Annotated in this window: 6 protein-coding genes and 7 tRNA genes; 4 read left to right on the top strand and 9 right to left on the bottom strand. The window is 41.9% G+C overall.

The features are described from left to right. Window position 1: 1 nt before the first annotated feature. Together menD and UFB30_RS09955 are read right to left on the bottom strand one after the other, a co-directional pair. Window positions 2-1,711 (bottom strand): 2-succinyl-5-enolpyruvyl-6-hydroxy-3-cyclohexene-1-carboxylic-acid synthase, encoded by a 1,710-nt coding sequence (gene menD, locus UFB30_RS09950; RefSeq protein WP_322421511.1) that lies wholly within the window; start codon window positions 1,709-1,711, stop codon window positions 2-4. Next, the gene (locus UFB30_RS09955; protein ID WP_322421512.1) at window positions 1,708-3,102 is read right to left on the bottom strand and encodes an isochorismate synthase; all 1,395 of its coding nucleotides are present in this window, start codon (window positions 3,100-3,102) and stop codon (window positions 1,708-1,710) included. Before UFB30_RS09955 ends, menD begins: the two co-directional genes overlap by 4 nt. Before the next feature lie 245 nt (window positions 3,103-3,347). On the opposite strand from UFB30_RS09955, the gene UFB30_RS09960 reads away from it, so the two are divergent. The 4 genes from UFB30_RS09960 (at window position 3,348) to UFB30_RS09975 (ending at window position 6,359) form a co-directional block, all read left to right on the top strand. After that, a complete protein-coding gene (locus UFB30_RS09960; protein WP_322421513.1) occupies window positions 3,348-4,259 on the top strand; it encodes a 1,4-dihydroxy-2-naphthoate polyprenyltransferase in 912 nt (303 codons plus the stop codon). Between the two features lie 129 nt (window positions 4,260-4,388). Continuing rightward, entirely contained in the window at window positions 4,389-4,988 is a 600-nt protein-coding gene (locus UFB30_RS09965) for a TraR/DksA C4-type zinc finger protein (protein WP_322421514.1), read from the top strand. Window positions 4,989-5,241: 253 nt separating this feature from the next. Continuing rightward, a complete protein-coding gene (locus UFB30_RS09970; protein WP_322421515.1) occupies window positions 5,242-5,604 on the top strand; it encodes a hypothetical protein in 363 nt (120 codons plus the stop codon). A gap of 473 nt (window positions 5,605-6,077) precedes the next feature. After that, the gene (locus tag UFB30_RS09975; RefSeq protein WP_322421516.1) at window positions 6,078-6,359 is read left to right on the top strand and encodes a hypothetical protein; all 282 of its coding nucleotides are present in this window, start codon (window positions 6,078-6,080) and stop codon (window positions 6,357-6,359) included. Window positions 6,360-6,559: 200 nt separating this feature from the next. Here the strand turns inward: UFB30_RS09975 and UFB30_RS09980 are convergent. From UFB30_RS09980 to UFB30_RS10010, 7 genes are all read right to left on the bottom strand, one after another. Further along, a tRNA-Glu gene (locus UFB30_RS09980) sits at window positions 6,560-6,631 on the bottom strand. Window positions 6,632-6,638: 7 nt separating this feature from the next. Beyond that, window positions 6,639-6,729 (bottom strand) — tRNA-Ser (locus UFB30_RS09985). Between the two features lie 7 nt (window positions 6,730-6,736). After that, a tRNA-Asn gene (locus UFB30_RS09990) sits at window positions 6,737-6,811 on the bottom strand. A gap of 11 nt (window positions 6,812-6,822) precedes the next feature. Further along, window positions 6,823-6,899: transfer RNA gene (locus tag UFB30_RS09995), tRNA-Ile, on the bottom strand. A gap of 8 nt (window positions 6,900-6,907) precedes the next feature. Continuing rightward, window positions 6,908-6,981: transfer RNA gene (locus UFB30_RS10000), tRNA-Gly, on the bottom strand. 10 nt (window positions 6,982-6,991) lie between these two features. Further along, a tRNA-His gene (locus UFB30_RS10005) sits at window positions 6,992-7,067 on the bottom strand. Window positions 7,068-7,083: 16 nt separating this feature from the next. Then, window positions 7,084-7,156, bottom strand: a tRNA-Phe gene (locus UFB30_RS10010). Window positions 7,157-7,238 lie beyond the last annotated feature (82 nt).

A 7,238-nucleotide genomic window follows, 5' to 3' on the forward strand; every position in this document is an offset into this window, starting at 1 on the left:
TCTATTCCCCCCGTACTGCACCTGCAACTGTTTCCCAGAGCAGGCGGTGAGAGGCGGTATTTTTTTCGCGATCCGTTATCACTTCTGTCAGTTTGAGACTGTGATTGTCACCAGATAGAGATTGCTGAAGCGCTTCTTTCGTTTCACAGCGCTCATAATTCATGTCATATAGTGCAGCGGCATGCCTGAAATCGAGCGATGGCGGTGTGCCAAATAACGTTTCAAAATGCTCCGGTTCTGAAGCCTGCGGGAGAAATGAGAAGATTCCTCCACCGTTATTATTCATGACGACTATCTGTAATTGGCTAGGATGCTGCTTTGTCACGAGCAGTCCATTTAAATCATGGAACATTGATAGATCACCGATTAATAAATACACTGGCTCCCTTTTTACAGAAGCAATACCCAATGCTGTTGAGACGACGCCATCAATTCCGTTTGCACCGCGGTTTGCCCAGACATGAAACGGATTCATTCCGCGGATCCAGAACGTATCAACATCACGGACCGGCATACTGTTACCGACCAGCAGATGAGCCCCTTCAGGCAGAGATCGCAATAAAGTCCCCACTGCCGCACCTTCATCGGTTTCACGGTCAGTATACTGACGGATTTGATGCGCTGCTTTTTCATTTAAAGAGATCCACCGGTTAAGCCATGAACGTTCACTTTTCTCTATGTCAGCTTTCGCTAATTGTTCAGCAAAAAGCTGGTCATTCATTTCAATATAATGTGTTGCTGATGAGGTCGGGTCACGCCAGTCAGCCCCTTCATCAATCAGCCACTGACTGCACGCACTTCCTTTAACATACTGTGTCAACGCTTTTGAAACCGGCATTCCGCCAAAACGGATGATCAGATCTGCCTGTAAAAGCTGCTTCACTTCATTATCCCGTAAAAATGCATCATAGCATTCAATGACTGACGGGTGATGCTCCATCAGTGAACGTAATCCACTTAACGGATCTGCCAATACAGGAAATCCTGTCGCTTCGGCTAAATGAATGATTGCATCAGCAGCCGTCTGGTCTTCTGAAGGACCCGCGATAATTAACCCTTTCTCAGCCTGATGCAGCTGCTGTATCAGATCGGATAATTGATGCTCACTCAACTGTTTTTCAGCCAGATAAACGGATGAAAGTGGTTTGCTGTCCGGTGTAAATGATAGATCCGGAGACAACGGCTCTCTGAAAGGAAAATTGAGATGAACCGGCCCTTTAGGTGCAGCTGATGACTTAGCGGCAGCTTTAGCAGCAATTCTTCCTGTATACAGCAGCATATCAGGTTCAGATTCAGGAATCGGCATGTCATAAAACCATTTGGCATGTTTACCGAATAAATTGATCTGATCAATTGCCTGCGGTGCCCCGTTATCGCGGAGCTCATGAGGCCGGTCAGCTGTTAAGACGATGAGCGGTACTCTCGCATAACGTGCTTCCACGACAGCTGGGTAATAATTCGCTGCAGCCGTACCTGACGTACAGACAATCGCTACCGGCTCCTGGGAAGCTTTGGCCATACCCAGCGCATAAAAAGCGGCAGAACGTTCATCTACATTCACATGCGTCTGGATACCCGGATGATTCTTCAACAAATAAGCAAGCGGCGTAGAGCGTGATCCGGGACTGATCACTGCTCTTTTGACGCCGCTCTGATAAAGCTGTTCTATAAATGAAGATACATACGCTGTTAAGTTTTCTTTGTGACTCATGAAATCGTTCCTCCTACTGCTCTTACCATCGGACGCAGCTTGATCAATGTTTCCTGATACTCACTTTCCGCATCAGAATCTTTTACAACACCGCACCCCGCATAAAGATAAGCATGTTCACCTGATAAGAGACCGGAACGGATTGCAACAGCAAACTCACCGTCACCCTCTGCATTCAGCCAACCGACAGGCGCCGCATAAAAGCCGCGGTCCATCTCTTCTTCCTCGCGGATAATCTGCATTGCTTTAACAGTAGGTGTTCCGCCCAGTGCCGGCGTAGGATGAAGCTCCTTGACGAATTCAAGAATTGAAGCTTTATCTGTCATTCCCTCAACCGGCGTATACAGATGCTGAATATCTCTCATCTTCATCAGAACAGGCTGATCCGGCACGGTTAACTCACTGCATAAATCCTCAAGACTCTTAGAGATCATCCGTACGACAATTTCATGCTCTCCTAAGTTTTTCTCATCATGAAGCAATTCATTCCCGAATTGCTGATCTTCTTCAACCGTCTTCCCACGCGCGATCGATCCTGCAAGACATGTGGACAGTACTTTATTCTGATACTTTTTAATTAAACGCTCAGGTGTCGCACCAATAAAGCAGCTCTCTCCTGACTCAAATGAGAATATAAAACTCTCACTCTGATCATCTCGGAGTTTTTCAAGCACAGAATCAGACCTCTTCTTATCATTAAAAGAAACCTTCACCTTTCTCGCGAGCACAACCTTCTCAAGCTCAGTCCGATTAATGCGGTCCACAACTGAAGAAAGTGACGACTTCCATTGCTCCGGCTCAAATTCCTTTATTGATAAAACATTTACGTCCTTTAGACTGCTGTCAGATTTGTTTAAAAGTGCAGTTTTCTGCTTCTGCATCTGGTTCCATACATTGACTGCATGGTCCCCTTTTTTACACTCTACGTTCATTGTTAAATACGTTTTCCCATACTGATCCACTGTCAGCATAAAGGCAGGCAGCTGAAAATACCCCTGCTCAAATGAAGACCACTCAGCACTCTTCGGCTTTTTCGGATCAAATGAAAAACCGCCTAAAATAACAGGGCCCGTCCAAGCGTCACCTTTTTCAATGACAGCATTTTTTAAGAACGTTTTCCATTGGTCACTTAAAGAGTCAAACCGGTTCTGATCTTTCATATGAAACGTTTTCGCTGATCCTGCCCCGGCAAAAATCAGCTCAGATTTCGGATCCTGCCAGAAAGACCGTCTGCCATTAAAGATAGAATAACCCGCTTCATAAAACTGAAGAGGGTCTATCGGTTCGATTTCCATCGTTTTACTATATAATACAGGCTGATTCGACTTTTCTGCCCTCTCATATGCCTGTTCAAAAGTTGTAAATCCCTGTGATTGATGTAGGATTCTCACTGTGCTTCCCTCCAAAAAAACGCACATTTGTCCATGGTTTGCTCTCTTTAAGATACACTTCTTTTGACAGCACTGTCAACGAATCGTCATTTTTCAATGCTTTTTCTGTAACTGTTTTCATACATTCTTTTGACAGGCTTTTCGAAACAATCTGTTTCTTTTTTATAACGCTTAAAAACGATATAATAGAATAGGATAATTCGTCATTGTACGTGAATTTATATAGAATGTTGGGAGAGAATATTATGAGTGAAAGACCTGAACGCGATCAGGGCTGGCGCATCTGGTGGCAGCTGACACGCCCGCACACACTGACCGCTGCATTTGTACCCGTTCTTCTTGGTACAGTGCTTGCATTAAACTATGCTGAAATGGACTGGCTGTTATTTTTGGCAATGTTAACTGCAAGTATTCTGATCCAGGCAGCTGCGAATATGATTAATGAATACTTTGATTACGTACGAGGACTTGATAATGAAAATTCTGTCGGAATCGGCGGAGCCATCGTTCGAAATGGTGTGAAGCCTAAAACCGTGATCAATCTTGCCTACAGCTTATTTGGAATCGCACTATTACTTGGCATTTACATTTGTATAAACAGCTCATGGTGGATTGCTGTCGTCGGATTAATCTGTATGGCAGCCGCATACTTTTATACAGGCGGCCCTGTACCGATTGCCTATACACCATTTGGAGAACTTGCTGCAGGATTCTTTATGGGCTTTGTCATCATTCTGATTTCGTTCTACATCCAGACCGGTATCATCAATGCAGTCGCAATGTTTGTGTCTATACCCGTCTCCATTTTAGTAGGTGCCATCTTACTTGCGAATAACATCCGTGATCTGGACGGTGACAAAGAAAATGGCAGAAAGACAATTGCGATTCTTCTCGGTCGTAAATATGCCATCTACTTTCTCGCTTCCATGTTTGCAACCGCATATGGATTTGTCGTGATCCTGGTCATCACAGGAACAGTCACACCATGGATGCTGATCAGCTTCCTCAGTATACCTAAAGCAGTAAAAGCAACAACCGGCTTCATCGGTAAAACAAAACCAATGCAAATGATGCCCGCAATGAAAGCTACTGCTCAAACGAACACAATCTTTGGTTTTCTATTATCAATCGGCTTTTTAATTGGATACTTTTCATAATTTAAACTCCGCTATTCAATAGCGGGGTTTTTATTTTTGATTCCTTACCTCAGAAAGTTAAAAGGTTTTAATTCCTGTCAGAAGGATAAACTGTAATATGCAGCAGATTAGAAGGAAGGATGAATCAATATGATTACAAAAGAGCAGCAAAATACATTAAAAGATGAACTATATACACGTAAAAAGCAGATTATCGAACAAAACGAAAAATCTGAGGACTATGAGAACACAGAGCTCTCAAATTACGATAATCACCCGGCTGATAATGCAACAGATCTTTTCGAACGTGAAAAAGACCTGGCACTTGAAGAGCATACACAAAAAGAGCTGGATGATATTAATGACGCATTAAATGCGATGGAAGAAGGCACTTATGGTTTATGTGCTGTAGGTGGTGAGGATATTCCATTCGAACGCCTTGAAGCAATGCCGACTGCTTTGACCTGTGTTGAACATGCTGAAGAGTATAGCAGCACGAACCAGCGTCCAAGTGAAGAGTCTGTTATCAGCCCTTCATCAGATCACCCATACCGTGGTGAAGATGAAGGTATCAGGGACTATGAAAACAGTTTTGATGAGGCTGCAAGATACGGCACATCTGAAACCCCTTCAGATATGGCCAACGGTGAAGAAAGCTATGATGATCTTTATGAGGAAGATGTTGAGGATGAAGATGTAGCAAACGAAATGGATGGCAAGCACAGAAAGATTTTGCCTGATAACGAATAAATGATGCTCCTACCCTTTCCAGTAATGTGGAAAGGGTTTTTATTTTGCAGATAGCTACTTAAATGAATGTACCGGCTTCTGCAAAAGTAAGTTATTGAGGAAATTAAAATTGCTGTCCTATTAGAGTAATTTAAGTAAAGTTGATGGAGTGAATATATAATCATTTAACCCTAAATGATATATTTTTATTGAATAACAATAAATAAAATCGTATAATTTACTCAATATCATTTATTTCAGAAAGGTCGTGGAAATGGTCACTTTCTCACTTATATTTCTATCAATAACATTTGGGATTTTAATGATCTCAATAATCGCCCACATTATGATTCGAAGAAAAAATGAAGAGAAAAAACCACCACGGAAAATCTCTTTATTGGTGTCAGGGTTATTAATTTTGCATTGGATATTCTTTTTAAGCAGCGGTTATGGTTTATTACGAGAGGATCTTGCAGATATGCTTTTTCTGCCTGTATGGTTGTTATTATGTATAGGCGGGGCAGTCGCTGCTGCTTATGAATATCATCACAATAAAAGTTTCGCTATTCCAATTGCCGGTTTAACAATGATTAGTCTGTTGTTTAGTGTTTTTATTAACGGCATATCAAGTATGTAATTACATAATATTTATAAGTTATTTTAAAGAAAAAACCTAACTTCCACCTGAAGAAATAGCTTGTGGAAATTAGGTTTTTGTCATATACCATTGATGAAATATATTCTATTCAGTTTGTGATAACAAAGTTTTTGGCCTGTCTTAATTAATTGGGTATGTTTCTTGCTAATATGACCAACTACAGGCATCCTATGGCAGTAAAAGTATTAGATGTCTAACAGAAACCTGGAATTTAAATCCCGCGGAATAGAAATAGAGTACTGCACTGGTCAAAAGCTCTCATCTCACAATGTTCGCGGCCAGCTTTGAGCACGTACGCTCCTGTTAATGTGAAATCATTCAACATCAGCATAACGGAGAGAAGTTAAATGAAACGATAATGGAAACTTAATTCCATTTTTTGCATTCTATGATAAAATCATAATATCAGAATTCGAACTTAAAATCACATTTAGTAAAATGGAGGCGATGCAGTGAGGTTAGAGATGAACTATAGTAAGTACTCACTTATACTAAGCATTAGTGGAATTTTTATCGCGTATATGATTTTTCCACCTTTCAATATTACTTTCGGACAATGGTCTATGATTGCCATTCCAATCGGTTTTGCTATTTATTTGATAGGTGTAATATTCGGAATGATTGCTTACTTTAAAAAAGAAAAGGGATTAATCAAATATGTATCATTAATCTCTATTCCGTTAGGGGTATTGTTTGTTGTATTTATATCTCATTTATTTGGTGGAGAAATTTAAACTTTAAATTCTATATTAACGGTCATTATTTTTAATGCAGCTTTCTGCTATAGCGCACATAATCCACATTTTCAGTTCAAATTAAGCTGACGGAAATACTTGTCTTTCTCGATAATGTTTTATGGTTAATTACTTGTGTATGAAGTTATAAGAATAAAAAAACAGTTTTCAAATCAATATGATTTGAAAACTGTTTTTGATGACCCGTACGGGATTCGAACCCGTGTTACCGCCGTGAAAGGGCGGTGTCTTAACCACTTGACCAACGGGCCTAATAACTGGCGGAGAAGGAGGGATTTGAACCCTCGCGCCGCTTACACGACCTACACCCTTAGCAGGGGCGCCTCTTCAGCCACTTGAGTACTTCCCCGTAAAAATGGCTCCACAGGTAGGACTCGAACCTACGACCGATCGGTTAACAGCCGATAGCTCTACCACTGAGCTACTGTGGAACAAATATATATGGTGGGCCTAAGTGGACTCGAACCACCGACCTCACGCTTATCAGGCGTGCGCTCTAACCAGCTGAGCTATAGGCCCAAATATAATGGAGCGGGTGATGAGAATCGAACTCACGACATCAGCTTGGAAGGCTGAGGTTTTACCACTAAACTACACCCGCATACTCTAAATGGGGCGACTGATGGGAATCGAACCCACGAATGCCGGAACCACAATCCGGTGCGTTAACCACTTCGCCACAATCGCCATGAAACAACAAAGATGGCTTTGGACGGAATCGAACCGCCGACACATGGATTTTCAGTCCATTGCTCTACCAACTGAGCTACAAAGCCTTAAAAAATGGCGGTCCCGACCGGGATCGAACCGGCGATCTCCTGCGTGACAGGCAGGCATGTTAACCGCTACACCACGGGA

The sequence above is a fragment of the Jeotgalibacillus haloalkalitolerans genome, assembly GCF_034427455.1.
In the GTDB taxonomy this organism is placed as follows: Bacteria; Bacillota; Bacilli; order Bacillales; family Jeotgalibacillaceae; genus Jeotgalibacillus; species Jeotgalibacillus haloalkalitolerans.